The organism is Streptomyces sp. NPDC043876 (genome assembly GCF_056435825.1).
Genome location: NZ_JBWKDV010000003.1, coordinates 924,529 through 947,437 on the forward strand (window position 1 = coordinate 924,529; position 22,909 = coordinate 947,437).

At 71.0% G+C, this 22,909-nt stretch carries 23 protein-coding genes; 15 read left to right on the top strand and 8 right to left on the bottom strand.

What is annotated here, in order from left to right; all coding sequences use genetic code 11:
* Nucleotides 1-116: 116 nt before the first annotated feature.
* Entirely contained in the window at nucleotides 117-1,436 is a 1,320-nt protein-coding gene (locus AC0693_RS13660) for a PucR family transcriptional regulator (protein WP_478801827.1), read from the bottom strand.
* 243 nt (nucleotides 1,437-1,679) lie between these two features.
* Between AC0693_RS13660 and AC0693_RS13665 the strand changes: the two genes are divergently transcribed.
* The 8 genes from AC0693_RS13665 (at nucleotide 1,680) to AC0693_RS13700 (ending at nucleotide 9,683) form a co-directional block, all read left to right on the top strand.
* Nucleotides 1,680-3,041, top strand: a complete 1,362-nt coding sequence (locus AC0693_RS13665) for a lipase family protein (RefSeq protein ID WP_478801828.1) — start codon at nucleotides 1,680-1,682, stop codon at nucleotides 3,039-3,041.
* Nucleotides 3,042-3,306: 265 nt separating this feature from the next.
* The gene (locus tag AC0693_RS13670; protein ID WP_478801829.1) at nucleotides 3,307-3,930 is read left to right on the top strand and encodes an RNA polymerase sigma factor; all 624 of its coding nucleotides are present in this window, start codon (nucleotides 3,307-3,309) and stop codon (nucleotides 3,928-3,930) included.
* Nucleotides 3,927-4,247 carry a hypothetical protein gene (locus AC0693_RS13675; RefSeq protein ID WP_469334551.1) on the top strand — a complete coding sequence of 107 codons (321 nt, stop codon included), beginning with the start codon at nucleotides 3,927-3,929 and terminating at the stop codon, nucleotides 4,245-4,247. Before AC0693_RS13670 ends, AC0693_RS13675 begins: the two co-directional genes overlap by 4 nt.
* A 79-nt stretch (nucleotides 4,248-4,326) precedes the next feature.
* The gene (locus tag AC0693_RS13680) at nucleotides 4,327-5,727 is read left to right on the top strand and encodes a hypothetical protein (RefSeq protein ID WP_469318435.1); all 1,401 of its coding nucleotides are present in this window, start codon (nucleotides 4,327-4,329) and stop codon (nucleotides 5,725-5,727) included.
* Nucleotides 5,728-5,863: 136 nt separating this feature from the next.
* Nucleotides 5,864-6,415: a YciI family protein gene (locus AC0693_RS13685; RefSeq protein WP_478801830.1), complete on the top strand. Its 552-nt coding sequence runs from the start codon at nucleotides 5,864-5,866 to the stop codon at nucleotides 6,413-6,415.
* Between the two features lie 112 nt (nucleotides 6,416-6,527).
* Nucleotides 6,528-7,493 (top strand): DUF72 domain-containing protein, encoded by a 966-nt coding sequence (locus tag AC0693_RS13690; RefSeq protein ID WP_478801831.1) that lies wholly within the window; start codon nucleotides 6,528-6,530, stop codon nucleotides 7,491-7,493.
* A 25-nt stretch (nucleotides 7,494-7,518) separates the two neighbouring features.
* A complete protein-coding gene (locus tag AC0693_RS13695; RefSeq protein WP_478801832.1) occupies nucleotides 7,519-7,902 on the top strand; it encodes a hypothetical protein in 384 nt (127 codons plus the stop codon).
* Nucleotides 7,903-8,774: 872 nt separating this feature from the next.
* Nucleotides 8,775-9,683 carry a helix-turn-helix domain-containing protein gene (locus AC0693_RS13700; protein ID WP_478801833.1) on the top strand — a complete coding sequence of 303 codons (909 nt, stop codon included), beginning with the start codon at nucleotides 8,775-8,777 and terminating at the stop codon, nucleotides 9,681-9,683.
* Here AC0693_RS13700 and AC0693_RS13705 read toward each other — a convergent pair.
* On the bottom strand, nucleotides 9,674-9,847 hold the full coding sequence (locus tag AC0693_RS13705) for a hypothetical protein (RefSeq protein WP_478801834.1): 174 nt from the start codon (nucleotides 9,845-9,847) through the stop codon (nucleotides 9,674-9,676). The two genes, AC0693_RS13700 and AC0693_RS13705, sit on opposite strands and share 10 nt — an antisense overlap.
* A 523-nt stretch (nucleotides 9,848-10,370) precedes the next feature.
* Here AC0693_RS13705 and AC0693_RS13710 point away from each other — a divergent pair.
* The 3 genes from AC0693_RS13710 (at nucleotide 10,371) to AC0693_RS13720 (ending at nucleotide 12,574) form a co-directional block, all read left to right on the top strand.
* On the top strand, nucleotides 10,371-10,499 hold the full coding sequence (locus AC0693_RS13710) for a hypothetical protein (RefSeq protein ID WP_478801835.1): 129 nt from the start codon (nucleotides 10,371-10,373) through the stop codon (nucleotides 10,497-10,499).
* 688 nt (nucleotides 10,500-11,187) lie between these two features.
* Nucleotides 11,188-11,370: a hypothetical protein gene (locus AC0693_RS13715; RefSeq protein WP_478801836.1), complete on the top strand. Its 183-nt coding sequence runs from the start codon at nucleotides 11,188-11,190 to the stop codon at nucleotides 11,368-11,370.
* A 394-nt stretch (nucleotides 11,371-11,764) separates the two neighbouring features.
* Entirely contained in the window at nucleotides 11,765-12,574 is an 810-nt protein-coding gene (locus AC0693_RS13720) for a DUF2382 domain-containing protein (protein ID WP_469318443.1), read from the top strand.
* A gap of 207 nt (nucleotides 12,575-12,781) precedes the next feature.
* Here AC0693_RS13720 and AC0693_RS13725 read toward each other — a convergent pair whose 3' ends face one another.
* The 3 genes from AC0693_RS13725 to AC0693_RS13735 form a co-directional block, all read right to left on the bottom strand.
* Nucleotides 12,782-13,894 carry an AI-2E family transporter gene (locus AC0693_RS13725; RefSeq protein ID WP_478801837.1) on the bottom strand — a complete coding sequence of 371 codons (1,113 nt, stop codon included), beginning with the start codon at nucleotides 13,892-13,894 and terminating at the stop codon, nucleotides 12,782-12,784.
* Nucleotides 13,895-14,042: 148 nt separating this feature from the next.
* On the bottom strand, nucleotides 14,043-14,483 hold the full coding sequence (locus AC0693_RS13730) for a hypothetical protein (protein WP_469318445.1): 441 nt from the start codon (nucleotides 14,481-14,483) through the stop codon (nucleotides 14,043-14,045).
* Between the two features lie 169 nt (nucleotides 14,484-14,652).
* Nucleotides 14,653-15,621, bottom strand: a complete 969-nt coding sequence (locus AC0693_RS13735) for a helix-turn-helix domain-containing protein (protein WP_478801838.1) — start codon at nucleotides 15,619-15,621, stop codon at nucleotides 14,653-14,655.
* A gap of 408 nt (nucleotides 15,622-16,029) precedes the next feature.
* On the opposite strand from AC0693_RS13735, the gene AC0693_RS13740 reads away from it, so the two are divergent.
* Both AC0693_RS13740 and AC0693_RS13745 read left to right on the top strand, forming a co-directional pair.
* Nucleotides 16,030-16,755 (top strand): helix-turn-helix domain-containing protein, encoded by a 726-nt coding sequence (locus AC0693_RS13740; RefSeq protein ID WP_478801839.1) that lies wholly within the window; start codon nucleotides 16,030-16,032, stop codon nucleotides 16,753-16,755.
* A 157-nt stretch (nucleotides 16,756-16,912) separates the two neighbouring features.
* Nucleotides 16,913-17,983 (top strand): methyltransferase, encoded by a 1,071-nt coding sequence (locus AC0693_RS13745; RefSeq protein WP_478801840.1) that lies wholly within the window; start codon nucleotides 16,913-16,915, stop codon nucleotides 17,981-17,983.
* 302 nt (nucleotides 17,984-18,285) lie between these two features.
* On the opposite strand, the gene AC0693_RS13750 is transcribed toward AC0693_RS13745, so the two are convergent.
* The gene (locus tag AC0693_RS13750) at nucleotides 18,286-18,852 is read right to left on the bottom strand and encodes a GNAT family N-acetyltransferase (RefSeq protein WP_478801841.1); all 567 of its coding nucleotides are present in this window, start codon (nucleotides 18,850-18,852) and stop codon (nucleotides 18,286-18,288) included.
* Nucleotides 18,853-19,260: 408 nt separating this feature from the next.
* Between AC0693_RS13750 and AC0693_RS13755 the strand changes: the two genes are divergently transcribed.
* Complete coding sequence (locus tag AC0693_RS13755; RefSeq protein ID WP_478801842.1) at nucleotides 19,261-20,442, top strand: methyltransferase domain-containing protein; 1,182 nt, start codon at nucleotides 19,261-19,263, stop codon at nucleotides 20,440-20,442.
* 224 nt (nucleotides 20,443-20,666) lie between these two features.
* Here AC0693_RS13755 and AC0693_RS13760 read toward each other — a convergent pair whose 3' ends face one another.
* A complete protein-coding gene (locus tag AC0693_RS13760) occupies nucleotides 20,667-21,572 on the bottom strand; it encodes a S41 family peptidase (RefSeq protein WP_478801843.1) in 906 nt (301 codons plus the stop codon).
* Between the two features lie 57 nt (nucleotides 21,573-21,629).
* Here AC0693_RS13760 and AC0693_RS13765 point away from each other — a divergent pair, with 57 nt between their 5' ends.
* A complete protein-coding gene (locus AC0693_RS13765) occupies nucleotides 21,630-22,157 on the top strand; it encodes an ArsR/SmtB family transcription factor (RefSeq protein ID WP_478801844.1) in 528 nt (175 codons plus the stop codon).
* A gap of 86 nt (nucleotides 22,158-22,243) precedes the next feature.
* On the opposite strand, the gene AC0693_RS13770 is transcribed toward AC0693_RS13765, so the two are convergent.
* Nucleotides 22,244-22,660: an aromatic-ring hydroxylase C-terminal domain-containing protein gene (locus AC0693_RS13770; protein WP_478801845.1), complete on the bottom strand. Its 417-nt coding sequence runs from the start codon at nucleotides 22,658-22,660 to the stop codon at nucleotides 22,244-22,246.
* Nucleotides 22,661-22,909 lie beyond the last annotated feature (249 nt).

Consider the following 22,909-nt stretch of genomic DNA (forward strand, 5'->3'; position numbering starts at 1 on the left):
CGTGATCCTGCGCCGACCGCCGATGCGGCCCGGGTCATTTCCCCGGCGAGCTACCCGGACCTGCCGTGCCGAGCCGTACCCGCGCCCGTGGGGGGAGCCGCATCGTGTGCGGAGGGTCATGCCGGGCCCGACCACCGGTTCGGCGGCCGGGGCGTCACGGGCCCGCTCGTGCCCGGCGCGGTCTGGCGTACGGCGTCGTGGGCGGCCAGGGAGGCGCGCAAGGTCAGGATGTCCGCGCCCCGGGAGGCGTCCAGGCCGGTGAGTTCGGTGGCCTTGCGCAGCCGGTAGTCGACCGTGTTCGGGTGCACCTGCAGCCGGGCGGCGGCCTGGCGCCGGTCGAGCCCCCCGGCCAGGAAGGCGCGCAGCGTGTCGAGCAGTTCGGGGCGGGCGTCCAGCGGGTCGAGGAGTGCGGCCAGCCCCGCCCTGGCCGGGCTCGGCCGGCTCAGCTGGTACTCCAGCAGCACGTCGTCGAGCAGGTACAGCCCGGGCCCTCGGCCGGACGCCTCCGCCACCGCGCGTACCTCGCCGGCCAGCCGGGCGGCCTCCGCAACCCCTTCGGGCGCCGCGGCCGTCGCCGCCGTCAGCAGCTCGGCGCCGCACATCCGGCCGAGCTGCTCCACCAGGCGGGACAGCCGGGCACGGTCCGCGCCGCCGAAGTCGGCCGGCGGCGCCTCGTACGGGATGAGGACCAGGCCGCCGCTGCCGGACAGGACGGAGAGCGGAACGCCCGTCGTCTGGCGCTGGATTTCGTTGCGCAGCCGCCGGAGCTTGCGGCGGGCCGCGACCGAGTGGTTCACACCGGGCACCAGCTCGTCCGGGTGGGGCCCGACCGCGATGCTCAGCACCAGGTAGCAGGCCGGCAGCCGGATGCCGGCCCGGTCCGCCGCGCCCTGGGGGTTGCCGCCTTCCAGCAGCCGGGACAGCAGCGACTGCAGGGCGACCTGCTCGTCACTGAGCGCCGTCTGGCGCTCCTGTACGTACCCGGCGGCCACCTCGCAGCTGATCAGCCGCAGGTACGCGAGCATCTGGCGCTGTACCAGCAGCACGTCGGCCAGGTCACCCGGTTCGGCCGCGGAGAAGACCTGGGCGGCGCACTCCTCCGCACCGAGGTGGTAGGCGCCGACCACGGCCTCCAGCGGCACGCCCTCGTCCGCGCGCCGGGCCGAGGACTCGCGGACGACCGCGGCCTCGGCCTGCCCGGGCATCTCGCCGGTGCACAGGACCGAGGCGAAGCCCCGTATGCCGTGGGTGACTTGCTTGGCGATGTCGCCGCCGAGCTGCTCGGCCGGCAGCGTTCCGTACACGGGGAGCCCCTCGACCAGCCGGATCATGACGGCGCGTTCGAGCGCACCGGCCGCGTCCTGGAGTCGCTTGTGCACCGGCACACCACCGAACCGCGGCACCCGGTCCCTTGCCGCCGCGTTGGATGCGGTCACAATCCACCTCGCACATCTCTGTTTCCCCACCCGGAGACGCGGCCGCGTACCGGCCCCATGATGTTTCCGGGACATCACCTACTGGTTGGTAACACGACTGGCCGGTGCATGGCCAGATGTGGCGGGACCTCGGCTGCATCGTTCACCGCACTTCCCTGCCGGGCACCGCCCGCCCGGTCAGATGTGCCGCGCACCGGACCCCCTGTCGGCGCGTCGGACCCCCACACAGGAATCGAGGAACGCGTGTCCAGGACTGCCGTTCGCCTCATCTCCGTCGCTGTCGCCGCCGCGGCCATGGCCGCCGCACCCGCTGTCACCGCCGTCGCGGCCGCTCCGGCCGCCGTCACCGCCGTCGCGGCAACCCCGGTCGCCGCGGCGAGCGATGCGTTCTACAGCTACTCCGGCAGCGAGCCGCTGTCCTCGTTCGCGCCGGGCACCGTGCTGAAGACGCGGACCCTCCAGTACCACGTCGTCGGCATCCCCACGCCGCTCAAGGCGGTCCAGCTGCTGTACCGCACCACCGACGCCCAGGGCCGCCCGGCCGCCAACGTGACCACCGTGGTGCGCAGTCTGACGGGTGACAGCGGCAAGGCGGTCTCCTACCAGTCGTTCTACGATTCGCTGAACCCGGAGGACAGCCCCTCCCGGGCGATCGCCGGCGGCGTCAGCCTCGGCGGCGCCATCCCCAACGCGGAGGCGCTCTTCATGGCGCCGCTGCTGCTCCAGGGATACAACCTCGTCATCCCGGACACCGAGGGACAGCAGGCGAACTTCGCCGCCGGACCGGAGTACGGGACCAACACCCTGGACTCGATCCGTGCCGCGACGAGGTCGGCCGAAACCGGGCTGAACCCCACCACGTCGTTCGGCCTCATCGGCTACTCGGGCGGGGCCATCGCGACCAACTGGGCCGCCGCGCTGGCGCCGACCTACGCGCCGGACGTGAACCGCCGACTGGTCGGATACGCCGAGGGCGGCCTGCTCGTGGACCCGGCGCACAACCTGAAGTACGTCGACGGCTCGCTCGCGTGGTCCGGCGTCATTCCCATGGCCGTCATCGGCGTCTCCCGCTCGTACGGCATCGACCTCAAGAGCTACCTCAACGGCTACGGCTTGAGCGTCTACCAGGACCTGGAGCGCGGCTCCATCATCGACGCCCTCGGCCACTACCCGGGTCTGACCTGGAAGAAGATGGCGAAGCCGGAATACGCCGACCCGAACTCGATCCCCGCCTTCGTGACGGCGATGAACAAGCTCAACCTCGGCTCCGCCGGGACTCCTTCCGTCCCCGGGTTCATCGCCCAGGGCAACGGTGGTGTCTTCGAGGGGACCTTCAGCAACCGGCCGGGCATCGGTACGGGCGACGGCGTGATGGTCGCGGGTGACGTGCGCTCGCTCGCCCGGCAGTACTGCGCCACCGGCGGCTCCGCGGTCAAGTACAGCCAGTACGAGGTGCTCAGCCACACGGGCGCGACCCTGGCCTGGGCCCCCGCCGCGCTGGGCTGGCTGGGCGACCGCTTCGCCGGCCGGACGGCGCCGTCCGACTGCGGCCGGATCGCCGACGGCAACTCGCTCGCGCCGGAGGAGTCCGCTCCGCGCTCGTGACCGGTGGCCCACCCGGCCCCGCTGCCCGGCACCGCTGGGGGGCGGGCCCGTTGGGGCATCCACTGCCGCCCACTGCGTCGTGCGAATCCTTCTCCGCGCGGGGTGAATCCTTTCCGGCCCGCCGTCTCTCTCATGAGTGTGCGGACGAGACGGTCCGCCCCGTCCCACCGGGAGGATTCCATGACCACTACCGTCATCGTCGCGGCCGCCGTGCTGTTGCTGTGCGCGTGTACCGTGACGCTGCTGCGCCGCCGGGGGCGTCGGCGTGGCTGAGCACATCTGGCCCGGCGCGACCCTGGTCGCCGCGGCGCAGCGCGGCGAGGTGGAGGCGCTCACCGCCCTGGTGTACGGCTCGTACCCGCACGTGCGCCGGTTCGCGCACACGCTGTGCGCCACCCCCCAGGACGCGGAGGACGCCGCGCAGGAAGCGCTGATCATCCTCTACCGCAAGATCGGCATGCTGCGGGCGTCGGGGGCGCTGGCGTCGTGGATGTTCCGGATCGTCCGCAACGAATGTCTGCGCCGCACCCGGGCCCTGCTTCCCCGCGGTCCGGCCGCCGGGGACCGCGGTGGACCCGGCTGCCGCGAGGAACCGTACGAGTCGCCGGCCGGGCACGACGACATGCCCGGCCCCACCGCACGGTCCGCCGAGGACGACGTACTGCTGCGCCTGGAAGCCGAACGCGTAGCGGCCGTGGTCGCCGCCCTGCCCGCCGACCAGCGGCAGGTGCTGGTCATGCGGGACATCCAGGGTTTGCCGGGCCACACGGTGGCAGACCGGCTCGGATTGAGCACCGCCGCCATGAAGTCCCGCCTGCACCGGGCCCGTTCGACCGTGCGCGAGGCATTGCGCGAGGAACCGGCACACACCGGGGGAGCCGACGAATGACAGCTGATCCGACCACGGCGAGCGTCGCCCCGCCCGGCTCCTCGTCCGTCACTGCCGCCCGCCCGCGGAAGCGCGGGGGCTTCGCAGGCACCACCGTCCCCCGTCACCTGGCCCGGGGCGCCATCGGCTTCGGCGCCCTCGCCGGCTCGCTGGCGCTGCTGCCGCTCACCGGGCCGGTGAGCCTGCTCCTGGCCCCGGTCGGCCTCATCGCGCTGCGCGGCTGCCCGATGTGCTGGGCGATCGGCCTGATGGAAACCATCTCGGCCGGGCGGCTGCAACGCTCTTGCACCGAGGGGGTTTGCGAACTGCGACGCTGATGCTTCCCCGGCGCACGGGCGCCCCCGGGGCCTGCGTATGATCTTCGCTTCCGCTCCGAGTGAAGGTGCAGAATCAGCGATGACATCCCGTAAGGCCCAGGGCAGACGTGCCAGTTGGATTGCTTCCGCCGTCGCGGCGGTCCTGCTGGTTCCGGTGTCGGGCTCTCCCGCTCAGGCGGCCCCCGGAGACCCGGCAGCCGCCTCTTCCTTCAATCTCAAGTCCGGCCCCGACCTGAGCCGTCAGGTGGCCGACTTGAAGGGTGCCCTGCCCGTGCAGGGTGTTCAGGAGCTGCTCGACCAGGGCAACCGGGTCGCGAGGACGGGCACGTCCTGCGCCACGGACCCGTTCGGCACGGGCGACGACGGCAAGGTGCTGGCTCCCGAGAGGAAGCTCTGCTGGGATCCCGGCGACTCCGCCACCGAGGAATGGATTCCCCAGGGCCTGACCGGCGTCTCGGACGCCCAGACCGATGAACTCTGGGGGTCCCGCAAGCCGCTGGTCACCTCTTGGTACGACAAGGTCGGCGGCAAAGGCGTGCGGCTGTCGTTCCTCGACCCGGAGACCGCGCTGCCGGGAGACCCCGACGGCCGGCGGTACCGTCACGTCCTGCTGGTGGAGCCGTACTACAACAGCAACGCCCACGTCTCGTACAAGGCTGTCGACGTCCACGCGGGCGGCATCGCCTGGTACAAGTACTACCTCTACGTCGCGGACACCATGAACGGTCTGCGGGTCTTCGACATGCGTTCCATCCTGGACCTCAACCCGGACCAGAACGCCTCGGTGGACGACACCACGCTGGACGGCCTGAAGAGCAACGTCCGGGACGAATCCCAGATCGGCCGGCAGAACAACGTCTACTACAGCCACACGTACCGGTACGTGATGCCGCAGGTGGCGTCGTACAAGTTCGTCAGCGCCCAGGGCAACTCCTCCGCCGGGACGTGCGTCGCCACCGGCGCGCCCAAGGCGTCCTACATTTCCGTCGACCGCAGCGCCCCGGCCGCTTCGGCCCTGATCATGGGGGAGTACTGCGACTCCGATCCCGATCACCCCGAGAAGGGCCGGGTCGGCGCACTGCCGATCGACGACAGCACCGGTCTGCTGAAGTCGGTCAACGGCGTGGTCAGCGCCACGGGAGCGTTCTACCTTCCCCGCGACCTCACCCAGGGCGCAGCGCGATACGGCGGCATGTACTACTTCAACCGCAGTTGGACGACGCACAGCGGCAGCCTGCGCCGGGCGACCGTCTCCGGCGGGCGCCTGGTCGACTACGGCGCCAACATCACCAATGCGGTCGGTCCCGAAGACCTGTCCTTCGCTCACGGGCAGGGCGTGCCGGGCGGCGGTACGCAGTACCTCTGGTCGCTGACCGAACACCGCGCGGACACCGCTGACCCCACGTGCACGGACACGGGTTCCCCGTGCGGCCGGGTGATCTACGCGCACCGGGTGACCGACGTCCTGGCCCGGCCTTAGTCCGGCCCGGGCGCTGCTGGGCGAGGCCGGCGAGTGGTTGTCGCCGGTCGCGGCCGGTTGTGGGTCGCGACCGGTCGTCGCAGGTTGTCGCAGTGAAACCTCGACCTGGGTACCCCGTTGAGGAGACGCTACGCACATGGAGTTCCTCTGCTATCACCGCGACCGGCCCGGCTCTCTGCCTTTGCGCGATGAGCTGTTCGCAGAACACTTGGCATACATGGACCGCTATGCGAAGGAGATGATCGCCCGGGGCCCGACTTTCGCCGGCGACGGCGGCCCGCCTACCGGAAGCATCCACATCGTCGACCTGCCGGATCCCGGCGCGGCCCGCGCGTTCGCCTTCGACGAGCCGAATTTTCAGGCCGGCGTCTACCGGGACGTGCTGCTACGACGGTGGCGCAACACGCTGGGGCGCACCATGTGGGACTTTCCCGGCGGCCGGACCGGCGGCAACCGGTACCTGGTGCTCGGCCTCGGCGCCGGACAGCCCGCCGACCTCGCGGCGCCGCCCGACCGGGACGCGCTGATCGCGTACGGGCCGCTGTTGTCCGACGACGGGGCCACCTGGCTGGGCACAGCGGCGTTGATCCGGGCACCGGACCCGGACGCGGCACGGGCCATCCTGACCCCCGACCGGTACGCCGACATCGATGTGCATGACTGGCAGTTCGGCGGGCGCCCGTCGTAAACCCCGAACGTCCGCGGCCGTTCCCGACCCCGCACCCGCGGTACACCCGTGGATTCCCGGCTGAAGAACGGCGCGGCCGGTGCCGTCGGCACGGCGGGGTATACGGCGATCCATGGGTGAGATCTTGGTGGGCGCGTGTTCGTGGACGGATCCGGCGCTGGTGGCCAGCGGTTGGTACCCCGCAGGGCTGCGGGACGCGGAGGGGCGGCTGAGGCACTATGCCTCCCGCTTCCCCGTCGTGGAGGTCGACTCCACCTACTACGGGCTGCCGAGCGCGCGCAACAGCCGGCTGTGGACCGAACGGACCCCGCCGGGCTTCCTGTTCGGTGTCAAGGCGTTCTCACTGCTGACCGGCCAGCCGACCCGTACCTCCGCCCTCCCCGCGGATCTGCGGCCGGTCGGCGGCAGCCCTTGGGTGCGGGCCGACGGCGCACTCCGCAAGGAAGTGTGGGAGCGCTTCGGCGGGGCGCTCGCGCCGCTGCGCGAGGCCGGACGACTGGGGATGCTGCTGTTCCAGTTCCCGGCCTCGCTCGCGCCGGGGGCCCGTGGTGAGGCGGTGGTGGAGGAGTGTGCCGAACGGGCGGTCGGCTGGCCGCTGGCCGTGGAGTTGCGCCATCCGGGGTGGTGGGCCGAGGAGCGGCGGGCGGCCACCGCCGCCCTCCTGGCGCGGCACGCGATCGCGACCGTGGCCGTCGATACGGCCCAGGGGCTGCCCACGTCCGTCCCTCCGGTCGCGTGCGTCACCTCACCGGACCTCGCCGTGGTGCGTTTCCACGGGCGGAGCGCCGCATGGGGCTCCAGCGGCCCCGGTTCCAGGGAGGCGAAGTACCGCCACACCTACACCGAGGCGGAGCTGGCCGAGTGGCTGCCGCGGCTGCGGGACATGGCGGAGCAATCCGCTTCCGTCCACGTGCTGTTCAACAACTGCTGTGCCGACGCGTCCGTACGGGCAGCGGAGACGATGCAGCGGATGCTGGCGGGCCATGCGGCCTTCACGGTGCGTGGACCTCTGCGTGGACCTCAAGGTGTGGCCCCATGCCGAAGTCGAGTGGACGAGGTCAACGGCCGCTTGGGCTAGGTTCACACGTATGAAAGTCAACCCTATGAACTCTTTGGCTCAGGCGTACGACAGGGAGTTTCGGGTACCGGGTCTGCGCGAACAGAGCGCGGGCCGCGGCCTGATGGCCGTGGCCGTACTCATCTGGCTGTGGCTGGGGTACCTCCTCGTGTTCCCTTTCAGCGTTGACGGCCACCCCGGCACCATCGAGTGCAAGTCCCGCGCCTTCCACGAGGCCGGACGTCTCAGCGAGTCCTACGGCGCGGGCGACAGCTGTGCGGATGCGCGCGACTGGGGCCAGATCACCGCCGGCCTTCTGCTCTCCCTCCCCTTCGCCATCGGGGGCACCGGCCTGTTCATGTCCGGCACCGCGACGGTCCGTACCGCCGCGTACGCCGCGGACATCGCGCGCCTCAACATCGCGGAGTAATTCCGGCCCCTCCGGCTCCGCCAGGCAGGTGCCGCCGGTGACGGGCAGGTCGTCGAGCAGGAGGACGACGACCTGCTGCTGCAGGTCCTGCTGAACATGCCCCGACGCAACGGAGAAGGTCGGCTCGGGCATCGACTCCCTCCGTGTCATCGCCGTGCGTCGGTGCTGGGCGCTCGGCACAATGAGGGCCGGCTGGACGCGCCGCGCCACCCCTGAACCCGGGCCCGGGGTGGGGGACCGGCGCGGAAGAGAGGTGGGACAGGGCTGGGATAGGGCCGGGACCGGGTGGTGGTGGCCATGATGGAGATGACCGTGCTGGTGACCGACGTGCTGTCGGTGCCGGCGTCTGGCCCCGGCCCCCGAGCGGAACGTCCTTGGGACCGCCTCCGCTCCCCGCCCGCCCCGCCGCTCGGGCACGCTCGGCGCCAGCGCTGCAACAGCCGCTGCCTGCGCGGTGTGCTGCGTCGGACCGCTGCTGGCCGCCCTCGGCGGCATCGGCGTTCTCGGCGATCGGAGCCGTGTGCCGGCCCGCCCTCGCGGCCCTGACCGTGGCCCCGCCGTACTCGGCGTCCCGCTCGTACGGCGCCGACGCCGACGGGCATCCTGCCGGAGCGCCCCGGCGCGTGCCGGCCTCGGCATGCCGACTGTCGGGCCGGCCCCGTCCCGTCCACCTCGTGAGCCCGATCCGGGCGCCGTGCGACATCGGCGGGACACCCGGCCTCGAAGGGGCACACCCACCCGTAATCCCAGGGGGCAGCGGACAGGGCTGACAGCATCGGCGTCTACGCCCCCATCGAGGGCGGCGCCTTCCTCGGAGGCGCGGGAGCACGGCACTTGCGTCTCCACCCGCTGGAAGGTTCAGGATCTTCCCCATGGACGACGAACACCCCGACGTGCTCACCATCGGTGAACTCGCGCACCGCACCGGACTCCCGGTGCGCACCCTGCGCTTCTGGTCCGACGAGGGAGCGGTGCCGCCCGTGTCCCGCTCCGCCGGCGGGTACCGGTTGTACGACGCCCGGTCCGTGGCCCGCGTCGAGCTGGTCCGCACCCTGCGCGAGCTGGGCCTCGGGCTTGACGACGTGGGCCGCATCCTGAGCGGCCGCACCACGGTCGCCGAGGTCGCCGACGCGCACGTGGCCGCGCTCGACGCACGGATCCGGTCGCTCAAGGTGAGCCGGGCCGTCCTGTCCACCGTGGCGAAACGACGCTCGACCGTTGAGGAGACAACACTGATGAACCGATTGGCACGGCTCTCCGCCGCCGAACGCGAGCAGATCATCGACGAGTTCAAGGAGGAGGTCTTCCGCGACCTCGACGACCCGCGCCTACGCGACCGCATGCGCAGCTACGCCGTCGACCTGCCCGACGATCCCACCCCGGAGCAGGTCGACGCCTGGATCGAACTGGCCGAACTGGTGCGGGACTCCGGGTTCCGCGCGCGGCTGCGCACCTGGATGGAACTCAACACTCCCGTACCCGGGCAGGGCCGTCCCCCCGGGGCGTCCATCTGGTGGGCGCGGCAGACCGTACAGGCCGTCGCGGAGGCCAGAAGGGGCGGGACAGCTCCGGAGGCACCGGCAGCGGCCGAGTTGCTGTCCGAGCTGTTCGGCGACACCGATCGGGCCGCCGTACTGCGCAGTCTGGAGGCCGGGATCGAGGCAGGAGCGGAGCATTACCGCAGTCTCGTAGCCCGTGTGCGCGGGCAGCGTGCGTCGCCCGACGCGACGGAGGAACTGCGCTGGCTGGCGCGGGCCTTGCGCGCCGCGGGTCAGAGCTGACGACGACCACCCGACGGGGCCACGAGCCGGGGCTGTGAGGACCGCACGATGCGGGCGTCGATCGCGGCGGCGAACAGCCTCTCGTCCAGCTTCGCCTCTCCGTCCCGCGTGGAGTTGACCGGTTTGCGGGTACGCCGCCCCATCAGCTTCGTCAGCACTGTCAAAGCGGGAATCGCCCGCCGGCCCATCGGCGTCATGAGAACGAGAAGGCGGCGAAGGGCCCGGGGCCCGGCGTGCCGCAGGCAGAGCGGAGCGCATGCGGCCTGCGGCCCGCCAGTCGTGACACGCCTCCCGGGCCCGCCCGGCGCCGATGTCCCGGATGGCGGGCTCGCGGACCCGGCGCGCCACCCGGGCGCGTACATGGTGCTCGCGCCCGAGCCGGTACAGGACCGATCCCCAGCGCGGCCCGACACCGTCCAGATGGCGCCAGCCTCTTGGGCGTCAACGGGCAACGTCCCTTCGGGCAGCGGCCAATGCCTTGCGGAGGTCCAGCCACTTCACCGGGGGCCTCCAGCGGGTTCGCGGCGTTGGCGGCGCGTCATCGCAGCCTGCGCGACGGTCCTGGTGGTCGGCGGAGCGGCCGCCGCGGTGTGGGCCACGGGCGGATCCGGTGGGGCGCCTTCCCCCTCCGCTTCCGGCGCCGCCCCCAGTGGGGCGAACCTGGGACCGGCGTGGAAGAGTCCGCAGGTGGGGGGTGAACCCCTGCTGGCGAAGCTGCTGACCACGTGGCGGACGCCCACGGCGTACTACGTGGGGCGTGGTACCGGCGTGGAGGTGTTCGACGCGGCCAAGGGGACGTCGTTGGGCACGGTGTAGCCGCCGGAGCCCGGCCTGAGCCTGTGCGGGATGACGGACGGCCTGAGCAAGGACGGCCTCGGTGCGCTGGCCTGGGTCGAGGGTGACCCGCTCTCACCCATGGCGTCCTGTGACCGCGTTTCTCTGGTCGACACCCGTGCCGGTACGAAGACCGTGTGGTCCCTCTCCCTCGCCTCCCAGTTCGACGAGTGGAAGGCGACGAAGGGCCGCCCAGCGCACACGCTGCGTCTCGGATTCACCGGGGACGTCCTTGCCGTCATGTCATCGGCCAAGGTCGTGGGGCTGCGGACCGCTGACAGGAGCCAGGCCTGGACCTGGGTGAACCCGAGCGCCACCGGAATTCCCGTCGTGAACGGCGACATGGTGACGGCGCCGGACCGGGTCTCGATCATGATGACGCTACGGACCCGCGGTTCGACGCGAGAGGTCTGGGCCCTCTCGACGCTGGACGCGAGTGGACGTCAGCTGTCGGCCGCCGCCACCCCGAGCCTCGTCGTCCCCGAGGAGGGCACCGCGAGCATCCTCTCCGCCGCACCCCTGACCGTGATCATCATGCCCGCGCCCTTCGACCGCACGACCCCGCCCGCCGTGGTGGTGCACGACCGTCAGGGTGCGGCCGTACGGGCCTCCCCGCTGATCACCCCCCACGCGGGGTCCGAACGTCCTTGGCGGGAAGACCTCGCTCGGCATGCGGATCTACTCGTACGCGGCCAAGGACGGCACCCGTCAGGAGATCAGCACGGTCCAGGCACCGGACCTACTGCTCGCGATCTCCTCCCTGGCGGTGGACTACGCCGAAGGGAACCTAGCCCTCACCGCGACGGGCACGAGCGAGTTCGGCCACATGGTGTTCCGGGCGCCGAACGTCTGAGGGCACAGGAAGGAGGCCGAAGGAGCGATGGCGGGTGGTCTCGATCAACCCGCGGCATCCACGTGATCGCCGTCGCCGCCGGTGAGGACCACGCCCATGCCCGGCCCCTGGGGGCCGCGCAGGTCATCGACCACTGTGCCGCGGACCTAGCCGACACGATGCCCGCGTGCGCGTCACCCCAGACGGCGTCACCCGTTGGGGCCATCAGCGCGGCCCGGGTCACGGGGCGGGCCCTACGGCTTCAGCACCGCGCGAAACGGGATCGGCACCGCATGCGGGCCGCTCGTACCGGTTGCGTTCTTCTCGTTCTCGGGGCGGTCTGGGATAGGACGCGGTGAACGCGGGACATCGAGGTCGCCGCGCGTCGCGTGCCCACGCACTGGAGGATTTTTCGATGAGCGCTGGAAACGGATTCCTGAGCACCGAGCAGCTCATGACGCTGACGGCGTACGACGCCGACGGCGAGAAGATCGGCAGCATCGGTCAGGTCTACCGCGACGATGCGACCGGCCGGCCCGAGTGGGTCACCGTCAAGACCGGTCTGTTCGGCATGAAGGAGTCGTTCGTTCCGCTGTCGGGCGCCCGCAGTGACGGCGAGGCCCTCCACGTCCCGCACTCCAAGGACGTCGTGAAGGACGCGCCGCGCGTCGACGCCGACCAGCACCTGGACGTCGACGAGGAGCAGAGGCTCTACCAGCACTACGGCCTTGCCGCAGGCAACGGGAACGGGAACGGCAACGGCCACCGTACGGCCGTGGACGCGCCGGGCATCGCCACGGGGACGTACGTCGAGGACCGGGGCGAGGGACGCGGCAAGGACGAGCTGATCCGCTCCGAGGAGCGGCTGCGCGTGGGGACGACCAACGAGGAGGTCGGCCGCGCCCGCCTCAAGAAGGTGGTCGTCACCGAGAACGTCACCACCACCGTCCCGGTCAGCCACGAGGAGGTTCGTGTCGTACGCGAGCCCATTCGTGAAGGGGAGAAGGTCCGGGGCAACATCGGCGAGGCCGAGACGGACGTGACCCTGCACGCGGAGCGCGCGGTGACGCGCAAGGAGACCGTGCCCGTCGAGCGCGTGCGTCTGGAGACGGACAAGGTCACCGAGCAGCAGGAAGTCTCGGACACCGTCCGCAAGGAGAAGATCCGCTACGAGGACGGCAAGGACTCCCGCCGCGACGAAGGCCGTGGCGGCCCCCGCCGCTGACGCGGTCCACGCGCCCGGCCGCGGCAGTCCTCCTGTCGCGGCCGGGCCGCGCGCGTGCGTGCCCCGCGTGCCCTCGTACTGCTCGCCGTCGTGTTCGCCCTGGTCGGGATCGGCGCCCGGGCTGCCGGACGGTCCGCGCTCGTAAGGGGTTTCCCTGACCCGTAGGCCCCGGGATCGGCCCACGGGCGGGCCGTTGCTGTGGGGGCGCTACAAGGGGGCGGCGCCGGTGGTCGCCCCGGTGGTCTCGGCATCGAACGGGGGTTCGACGAGCTGTTCGCGGAGATAGTTCCAGACGACCGCGAGCAGCGCCGCCGCCGGTACCGCCAGCAGGCTGCCGACCACTCCGGCCAGGCTGCCGCCCAGCGTCACGGCCAGGAGGACCACCGCCGCGTGGAGGCCGAGACCGCGACTTTGGATCATCGGCTGGAACACGTTGCCCTCCAGCTGCTGCACCACGATGATGATCGCCAGTACGATCAGTGCGTCCGTCAGGCCGTTCGAGACAAGCGCGATCAGCACAGCGACGAGGCCGGCGAACAAGGCGCCCACGATCGGCACGAACGCGGAGACGAAGGTCAGCACCGCCAGCGGCAGCACCAAAGGGACGCCGACGATCCACAGGCCCAGGCCGATGAAGACGGCGTCGAGCAGGCCGACGAAGGCCTGGGAACGCACGAACGAACCGAGCGTCTCCCAGCCGCGCGCGGCGACCACAGGGACGTCGGTGGCGAGCCGGCCCGGGAGCTGACGGGTGAGCCACGGCAGGAACCGCGGGCCGTCCTTGAGGAAGAAGAACATCAGGAAGAGCGCCAGGACGGCGGTGACCAGGCCGTTGAAGACAGTGCTCACACCGGTGACGACAGTGGAGACCGCGCTGCCGACGCTGTTCTGGACGCGGTCGACGGCGGCATCGAACGCCCCGGTGATCTGGGCGTCGCCGATGTTCAGCGGTGGCCCGGCGGCCCACTCGCGCAGCTGCTGGATGCCCTTGACCACGCCGTCGCCCAGCTCGCCGGACTGTGAGGCCACGGGCACGGCGATCAGCGCCACGATGCCCGCGGCGGCGATGAGGAACAGTACGGTGACCGATGAGGCGGCCAGGGCGGGGCGCCACCCGCGCTGGCGGAGGTAGGCGGCCACGGGCCACGTCAGAGTGGTGAGGAACAGAGCCACTATCAGCGGCCAGATCACCGACCACATACGGCCCAGGAGCCACAAGGCCACCGCGACCGCCACGAGGACCAGCAGCAACTCGGCGGATACCCGGGCGGACGCCCGCAGCGCGGACGCGGTTTTTCTGGAACTCAGCGTGTCAGACATGTGCTCAGCCAAGCATATTGCGTTCCGCTTCCGGCCTCGGCAGCTGCCTCATCGGTCTGACCACGCACACGTTCGACGGACGAGACGGCCCACCGGGGGAACCGATGGGCCGTCACGAGTGAGCGGGGTTGAGGCTTTGACGTTGTCGCTACGAGGCGGCGAAAGTGAAGGTGCCGTTGGCGCAGGCGCTGATGTACGGGACTCCCTGGGAGTTCTTGGTCATGGTGCATTCCTGGAGCTGGATGTACCGCAGGCTCGACGCGAAGTTGAACTCGCCTATGTTCACGACCGCCTGGTTGCCATTCGCGTTCTTCACCTCCTCGTAGCGGGTGCCGCCGTCCGCGTAGTACGCCAGGATCTTGAGGGCCGCGCCCTTCCCGTCGCTGGCGGTGTCCTTGAGCTCGCCGTTCAGGTGCCAGCGGCCGTCCGACGCCTTCCAGAAGGTTCCGTGCGCCCAGGCGCCCGCGATGTCCCCGCCGGAGTGGGTCACGTCGTACGTCCCGCCCGCGGCCTGCGCGGGCCCGGCCGCAAGAGCCACGAGGGCGGGTACGACGGCGAGGCCGAGAGCGCACTTGATTCGGGTCTTCATCAGCATCCTTCGTTTCGGACGGAGATCGGCCTGGCTGGCCTGCCGGGAACGGTGGCAGACGGCGATCTCAGCGGTATAGGAAAAAACCGCAGTCCCAGCGGACGGTGCACCGGGCCGACCACCCTGCTCGCCGCGCCGCCGCGCCGCCGCGCAGGCGTGTTCCGCCCGGCTACCCGCCGGCTCCTGGCAGCAGCGCGCTGGTCGGCTGGTTCGTGAGGCGGTCGAGGGGGCGCGGCTGGTGGGCATGGTGCATGACCAGAACACCGGGGGCGCAGCCGACCGTGGCCTTGAAGTCTCGGTTCAAATGGGCCTGATCGTAGAAGTCGCAGACGGCAGCGACGTGGGCCGGGGGGTGACCCGCTGCCAGCAGACGTAGCGCCCACCGTAGACGAGCCATGCGGGCGACACGTCGTGGCGGCAGGCCGATCTGTTCACGGAATCGCCCTTCGAGGTGGCGTTGGCTCCAGCCGACGGAACGGGACACGCGGCCGATCGGCTCCGTCGCGGTCGTGCGGGTCAGATGCTGCCAGGCGTGCACCACCTGGGCCGCGGCCTCTCGGCCGCGTGTCCGGCGGTCCAGGAGGAAGGTGTCGATCAAGGCGAAGGCGTCGGACCAGTCCAGGGTGTGGGCGAGCTGTTCTTCAAGCAGGCCACCAGCCGGGCCGACGACATCGGTGAGGGGCAGGATGCTCCCCTGAATCTCGTGCATGGCCAGGTCCAGGACCGTGAAAGCGAACCAGGGTTCCAGGAGGACTTCGACGCCCCTGATGCGGCCGTTGTGCTCTCCCAGCGCAGCCCGGGTCTCCAGGCCCGCCACCAGCGAGGCGTGGGGGGTCCAGGCCGGCTCGTCGCATTCCGATCCGGGCATCCGCGAGATGTGCAGCGGGTCGCCGAAATTGAAGATCATCGAAACCGCGCCTATGGGCATCTCGATGCGGCGCTGCGCGCGGTGCATGGCCAGTCGGTAGCCGCGGTAGCCCCGCACGCCTGTCCCCAGACGCGGATCGGCGCGCGCCGTGATCAGGGTCCACGCACCGTCGGCGGATATTCCAGCGGTGCGCCGGTAGCGGCGTCCGTCGTATCGGAAGGTGCCCGTGCCAGTCGCCTCGGGATGGTGCTGGTGTCGGAACTCGAGCATGATGCGCTCCTTCGCCGGGCTCGGACCTGCATCCAACCAGTCGGTTCAGGGCTGAACTTGGGAAGTCGTGGAACTGAGTGGCTCACGATATCCCTGGCGGGTCGGGGTGTCTGTGGCATCGGATTGGATGAGCGGGTGACCGTCCATGACGTGCCCGCCAGCCCCCGGCCGCCGAGCATGCAGGCTGCGTTGAGCAGCAGCAGGGTCGTCGAGACGGCGCCTATCGAGGCGACGGCTTCGTGTCCTCCGGGGCAGCGGGGAACTTTCGTCCAAGACAGGGCCGCCGAAGTCGGCGACCGTAGGGGCATGCAGAGCTACGCAACGGGTCCGGCAGCGCCGGATCACGACGCCGGGACAGGGTGGGAGGTCGCTCGCCCTCTCGGTGGCCCGCCCCTCGGGGGTGTCCGGATGGCCGGGTTCCGTGACCGTGTCGGCCTGGGCCTGGACAAGCGGGTGTTCGCGCAGGCTTCCGTGGTCGTCGTCATCGGGCTCGGCGACCTTCCGTTCATGGTCGAGGACGACCGCGGGGCACGACCCCTGTGCGGCTTCGCCTCCCCCTTGTCGCCCGGCCGGGCACGCGTGCGCGGCGAGCGGGTCGAGTGCATCGAAATGCGCTTGTCACCGCCCGCCGCTTATGCGTTGCTCGGTGTCCGTCCACGCGAACTCGACCGGCCGGCCCTCGACCTCGACGACCTGTGGGGACGGCCCGGCCAACGCCTGCGTGAACAGCTCTCGCAGGCCACGGCCTGGCAGCAACGCCTGCTCCTGGTGGACGAGTTCCTCCTGCGACGGGCCGCTGCGGGTCCCTCCATGGCGCCTGAGGTCGCGGCCGTCTGGGACCACATCGTGGCCTGCCGCGGCCTGGTCCGGGTCGACGAGCTCGCCGCGTCCTGCGGCTGGAGCCGTAAACGGCTGTGGTCGAGGTTCAGCGCCCAGATCGGCCTGACGCCCAAGCGTGCGGCCATGCTGGTGCGCTTCGATCACGCCGCCCGGGCGCTCAGAGCGGGGGAGAACCCCGCCGATGTCGCCCTGGCCTGCGGATACGTGGACCAGCCCCACCTCCATCGTGACGTGCTGGCCTTCGCCGGCTGCACACCGAGTGCCCTGGCCACGCCGAAGTCCTCTCCTGCTTGAGCCGATTCGTAGGCGGGCCCGGTTCGCACCAGAGCCCGGCTCTACGAGACACGGCCTGCATGACACGGTTTCGGCGGCCCGCGGCGCTGCCACACCGCTCCTGCGGTGACTCGCCCCATTCACCTTCACCCCACTGGACACGATCGAAGGAAGACCTGTGACCACGACCACTGATGACCGATCAGCAGCCGCAGCCGACCGCGAGCTGATCGTACGGATCGCCTTCGGCAGCATGGCCGCGCAGACCCTGCGCGCGGCGGTGCGGCTGAGGGTGGTCGAGTTGATGGGCGACGCACCGCGCCGGGCCGGTGAAGTCGCCGCGGCCGTCGGGGCGGAGCCTCGGGCCACGACCCGGCTGCTACGTGCCCTGGCCGGCCTGGGCCTGCTGACGGAACCCGCTTCCGGCACCTTCTGCGTAAGCCCGTTGGGAGCGCTCCTCGACCCCGCGGCCCCCGGCTCCCTCACGTCCTTCGTGCAGGTGTTCACAGACCCGTTGGCCATACGGGCATGGGAGCACCTGGACACGAGTGTCCGCACCGGTGACGTCGCGTTCGACGACGTCTTCGGCTCCGACTTCTTCAGCCACCTCGCCCAACACCCCGAATTCTCCACGGCGTTCAATACGGCGATGAGCCAGGCGACCGGGGCGGCCGCCGCCGCGCTCCCGCACGCCTTCGACTTCGGCCGGTTCGCCTCGGTCACGGACGTCGGAGGCGGGGACGCGACCCTTCTCGCCGCTGTCCTCGCGGCGCACCCGGCACTCGTGGGTGTCGTCCACGACTCGGCCCAGGGCCTGGCCCGGGCGCCCGACACACTGCGGCGGCTCGGTCTTACCGGGCGCTGCTCGCTGGTCGCCGGGGACTTCTTCCGGAGCGTCCCCCCGGGCTCGGACCTCTACCTGATCAAGAGCGTCCTGCACGACTGGCGGGACGAACAAGCGGTCACGATCCTCAGCCACTGCCGTGAGGTTCTCCCGTCGGGAGGCCGCGTGCTGATCGTGGAGCCCGTACTTCCCGAAACCGTCGACCCCGACCCTGGCCCCGACGCCCGCGGAGGCCAGGAGGTCACCTACCTGAGCGACCTCAACATGCTGGTGAACATGGGTGGCCGGGAACGCACCCGCGCGGAGTTCGAGGACCTCTGCCGCCGCGCAGGGCTCGCCCTCACCGCGGTCACCCCGCTGGAGGGCGCCGCGCCCTACTTCCTCATCGAGGCCGTTGCCGACTGAGCCCCAACGACGGGACGGGAAACGGGAGCGGCTTACCCGGCGGCGCGGTCCTCCTCAGAGGGGATCGAGTGCTTCGTGAGGCACGCCGTCGAACTGGCGAAGGCGTCGAGGGCCAAGGCTGGGCGAACGTTCCAGTCGACCTGCTCGGTTCGGTGTGGAGCGCGGGTGCTGCGGCACCGACGCACCGGATGTTCTGGGCGATCTCGGAAAGGCCGCCAAGCTCACGGTGGGGATGAAGGCGTCCTCTCCGTGCTGGTGGCGGCCGGTGCGGCCGGGCTCCCTGACGCGAACCCGATCCGGGATCAGGTGAGTTGCCCGCCTCTGGTGCGGGCCCCTTCCTCCGACTGCGCCCAGGCGATTTCGTGGCGGAGGACGCTGTAGCGCACGATGTCGCGCCACTGCCCGTCCCGGAACACGACGCTGCGCAGCACGCCCTCACGGGTGAAGCCGGATTTCTCCAGGGCGCGCTGCTCGGCGATGTTCTCCGTCTCGGTGTCCGCCTCGAGCCTGACCACGGGGGTGTGGGCGAACAGGTAGCGAACCAGCAACCGCTGCGCCTGCGTGCCGACCCCACGCCCCCGGCCCTCCGGCAACAACTGGGCCCCCACGTTCCAGCAGTACGAACTCCGCGACGTCACGACCTTGCGCCATGCCACGAAACCGAGCCCGTCGACGCCGGCCACCACCATCAGCTGGCCGCCGTCATCGCCCAGCAGACCGTCCTGCGCCCAACGCCGTCGCCAGCGCCCCGGATCTGACCAGCCCAGCCACTGGAACGGCCCCGTCGCCTCCGGATCCGTGAGGAACCGCTCGAGCACCGCCAGGTCATCCTGGACCACTGGACGCAATATCACGGAATCATCGCTCATCCCCGTCACCGTAGGCGCTCCCAGCAGTCTGGGCGACAACGGTCAGCTGTTGCGTTCAATGACGCCCACGCACCGACGACGTGGCGGCCCCTCAACCGCTCTCCATGGGGACTGCGTGCCAAGGGGCCTGGCCCCCCGGCGGTCTGCCACGCTGTGACCGTGAGCCCCGGGTCCGGGGGGCGGGAAGTAGCCATGAGATTGCCCCGTATGTCTGGGGCGCGCTCTGCCGTATCTGTTCTTCCGGTTCTACCGTTGGGTGTTCGGGACCTGAGGGAGGGCTGCTGTGGCGGGGATCGTGGAGGGTAAGCACCGCTCACCGATCGGTGATGACGGTCATCAGCCGAACCGGCCCCTCCCACCACCACCTCCTCCGCCGCCGCCCACGGACACCGGTCCGAAGAAGTAGCGGTGCCCACGGCCCCTGGCGCGCCCGCCGCGGACGTGCTCGTTGAGGCTCTACTGGCGGCGGTCGCCGAGCAGCTCGGCCGACCGCTGCCCGCCCGTCTGCAGGAGGCCTTCCACCGCGTACCGCGCCACCGGTTCCTGCCCGGCCGGATCTGGCTGCGCGACGGCTGCGGCGGTTACGAGCCCTTGGACCGCGCGGCGGAGCCCGAGGGGTGGTTGGCCGCGGCCTATTCGGACCAGCCGCTGGTGACCCGGTTCACCGACGATCTGCCGTCCTCGTCGGCGTCCATGCCCTCCATGGTCGCCCGCATGCTCCTCCTGGCCGGCCTCACCGGGCCTCCCGCCCAGGACGGCACCCAGACGGGGGTGTTGGAGCTGGGCGCGGGCACCGGCTTCAACGCGGGTCTGCTGTGCGCTCTGGTGGGCGATGAGCAGGTGACCACCGTCGACCTCGACCCGACCCTGGCCACCGGCGCGCAGGAGAACCTCCAGGCGCTCGGCCGCGCGCCGGCGGTCGTGGCCGGGGACGGCGCCCTGGGCTGGCCGCCGAACGCCCCGTACGACGTGGTCCTTGCCACGTTCTCCGTGGACCGCATCCCGCCCGCATGGCCGGCCCAGCTCCGGCCCGGTGGCCGCATCGTGACCCCCTGGACCTCGGCCTGGTGCCGCTACGGCACCCTCGCACTGACGGCGGCTGACGAGGGCCGGGCCCAGGGCCGCTTCCACCCCTTCGCCTCCTTCATGCAGATCGCCCGCCCCGACGCCGAGACGGACCCGCCGCCGGCCGCAGCCGGGGGCGATGCGGGCGCAGCCGTGTACTCGTCGACGACGTTGTCTCCGTGGACTGTCGCGGGCGGCGACCTCGATGCCGAGTTCCACATCGGCCTCACCGTCCCCGGGGCCTCTTTCGCCTGGGACACCAGCGGTGCACACGCCCACACCCGCCTCGCGGTCGATGACCCGGCCACCGGCTCGTGGGCGAGCGTCGACTACGACGGGCGCACCGCCGCCGACTTCGCGGTCGCTCAGGCCGGGCCCCGAAAGCTGTGGGAGGAGATCACCGAGGCATACCGCCGATGGGAGGAGCTCGGCCGGCCGCGCATCGACAAGTACGGCCTGACCATGACATCAGCCGGCACCGCGGTGTGGGTGAACTCGCCCGCGACCACTGTGACCGCTCGCTGATTGCGAGCCCGTAGCCTGCCCCACTTGTTGCCATGGCAGGGGTCCTGTGGCCGGCTCGGCCTGCTGTACACGCGCGGCTCGCTGGGGGAGGCCGTCCCGAGTGGTTCTCACCGCGCCCTTGGAGCCGGGGGACGGCGGGGACCGGGTCCTCCGCCGCTGAAGTCAGCCGCCGACGTGGATAGGGGAGGCGCTGCGTGCAGTGCCGTCCATGAACTGGGGCTGGGTCAGCCTGCCAGGCGGGCGACGGCCAGTGCGTGAGCGCGGTCGAGGGAGTCAGCAGCAGCGCAGGGGATGTCCGGCTGCACGCCGGTGCCCTCCCAGTTGGTGCCGGAGACGGGGTTGATGGCACGGCCCATGGGGACGGTGGCTTCCAGGTGCGGGTGCACCGTCCAGCCCTTGCACGGGTGTGCGCCGCCGCGGGTGGGCTCGCCGACCATCACGGCGCGGCCGAGCTGCTGGAGGTTGTACGCCAGCTCTTCAGCGGCAGAGAAGGTGGTGGCGCTGGAGAGCACATACAACGGCTTGATGCCGCCGAAGCGCGCGCCGGGAACGTGCGGCAGACTCCAGGACTGCTCGCTGCGGTCGCCACTGCGCCAGTGCATGGTGTTGAGGTGGGTGCGCTCGTCCAGGAGGTAGCTGCAGACGAAGGCGACCGTGTCCGGGTCGCCGCCCCGGTTGGCGCGAAGGTCCACGATCAGTGCCTGGGCGCGGGAGGCCAGGGTGAGTGCGGCGGCCAGCGGTTCGGCGGCCCACTCCAGCGGAAACAGCATCGGCGCCAGCTCCAGCACGGCGACCCCTGCGTCGAGCAACTGCACCCGGGGCGCACCGCCCAGCGAGGTGTCGAAGTCCCGGCGCATGGCGTCCAGGGTGGCCGCCCCCTGCTTCGGGGAGACCGGGTCGGCGTGGTGCTTCAGTCTCAGGTGCCGGTCGCCGTTGACCGACTGCAGGTCCGCGGTGACCAGACGGGCGAGCTCCTCGGCATCGTCGACGTCGTAGGCGCCCTCGGCGAGGCGTCGTTGCAGCAGGCCGGCGAGCTGCTCGGCTATCTCGGGGAAGACGTAGTGCTGGGTCAGGAGCCGGGCTGTCTCATCGATGACAGGGGCGGGTTGAAGGTTCGTCAGAGTCGTCATGGCAGGGAGTAGAGCACCGCCCTTGCGAAAGCGTCAACGAATTTAGACACTTTCGGTATGCGTGATCACCCTTCCCACACGCCGCCTCCCGAGGATGTCCTGGAGATCGGTGCGCCCGAGCAGTTCGCAGCGCTCGCCCACCCATTGCGTCAACGGTTGCTCTTCGCCTTGGGCCACCGGCCTGCCACCGTCGGGCAGCTTGCGGCGCAGCTCGATGCGAAGAAGGGCAACGTGGCCCACCATCTCAAAGTGCTCCGCGAGGCCGGGCTGGTCCACATCACCGAGACCCGCCAGGTCCGCGGTGGCACGGAGCAGTACTACCAGCGCACTGCCCGCCACATGGTCGTCGCCGAACCCCAAGCGGCAGGCACCTCCGCGATGCTCACCGCGTTCGCCCAGGAGCTGGACCTCTCTCCCGGCGAGCCCCACCTGACACTGCGCCACCTGCGCCTCAGCCCCGCGAAGGCAAGAGAACTCGGCGAGGCCCTCGCCAAACTGGTCGACGATGCCGAGGAGGATACAGAAGACCAGCCGCTGCACGGTGTGCTGGTGACGCTCTATCAGCAGGCCCCTGCCAACCAGTAGCACCAGTTCCACCGAGTACTGCAACGCCGAACGGGACGAGGACCTTGAAGCCGCCCGCGCTGCGAATCGCGAGCTGATGGCCCGGGTCAGCCGCTGACCTGCTCCGGCTCACGGGCGCCGCTCAGCGGCGTGCCGAAGCACTGGTGCAGTGCGGCTCGCAGACCGCTGGCGTCTTTCGGCTCGTGTCCGGTCCACGTTATGTGGGAGTCGGGGCGCAGCAGCAGGCCGGTCACGCTCGTGTTTTCCGCCTTGCTGCTTATGACATCGACCCGGTCGTGCCAGGGCTTCGCGGTCTCGGCGAAGTCACCGCACAGCTCCAGCAGCAGGGGCCGGGCGGTGGTGGTCAAGTCGGCCAGCCGACGGGTGCCTGCGCCGGTGTGGACCACGAGGTCGGGCGCGAAGTCCTCGGTGGTTCCAGCGAGCAGGCGGGCGATGCGTTCTGCGGGTTCGGCCAACATCACCCGCAGACCGTCCGCCCACTCACCGGGCTCCTGGGGTGGCATGTGTTCCACCTCCGGGCCGGGCTCCAGCTGCCGTAGTGCCGCCCGAGTGATTGCCTCCCACAAGGGCTCGCCGGGCGGTCCGTCACGCAGCTCGGCCGCGAGCCGCAAGGAGCGCTGCCGTGACAGCCGGATGCACTCTCGACTGGAGCGCCGACAGCATCGAGGGCGCCGTCAACCGCATCAAGAAGATCAAGCGGCAGCTTTGCGGCCGAGCCGGATTCGAACTGCTCCGCAAGATGATCCTGATCC